Origin of the sequence: Clavibacter sp. VKM Ac-2873, assembly GCF_015351075.1 — a bacterium.
Lineage (GTDB): Bacteria > Actinomycetota > Actinomycetes > Actinomycetales > Microbacteriaceae > Clavibacter.
This window is the reverse complement of record NZ_JADKRS010000009.1, coordinates 1-584: the sequence shown is the minus strand read 5'-3', so window position 1 is coordinate 584 and position 584 is coordinate 1. Positions and strand designations below refer to the sequence as shown.

Below are 584 nucleotides of genomic sequence, written 5' to 3'. Positions count from 1 at the left end.
GCCATGTACTCTGCCGGGTAGTGGGCCTTGAGGTACGCGGTCCAGTAGGAGACGACGCCGTACGCCGCCGAGTGCGCCTTGTTGAAGGCGTAGTCGGAGAACGGCAGCAGGATGTCCCAGAGCGCCTTCACCGCGGCCATCGAGTAGCCGTTGCCCTTCATGCCCTGCGAGAAGCCCTCGAACTGCTTGTCCAGCTCCGACTTCTTCTTCTTGCCCATGGCGCGGCGGAGGAGGTCGGCCTGCGCGAGCGTGAAGCCCGCCAGCTTCTGCGCGACCGACATCACCTGCTCCTGGTAGACGATGAGGCCGTGCGTGGTGCCGAGCACCTCGCGCAGCGGCTCCTCCAGCTCCGGGTGGATGGGGGTGATCTCCTGCAGCCCGTTCTTCCGCAGCGCGTAGTTCGTGTGCGAGTTGGCGCCCATGGGCCCGGGTCGGTACAGCGCGATGACGGCCGAGATGTCCTCGAAGTTGTCGGGCTTCATCATGCGCAGGAGCGAGCGCATGGGCCCGCCGTCGAGCTGGAAGACGCCGAGGGTGTCACCGCGCGCGAGCAGGTCGTATGCGCCCTGGTCGTCGAGGCCCAG

At 67.0% G+C, this 584-nt stretch carries 1 pseudogene; it reads right to left on the bottom strand.

Annotation, left to right across the window (positions count from 1 at the left end):
• Positions 1-584, bottom strand: a pseudogene (locus ITJ44_RS15720) (DNA polymerase III subunit alpha); the annotation flags it as partial.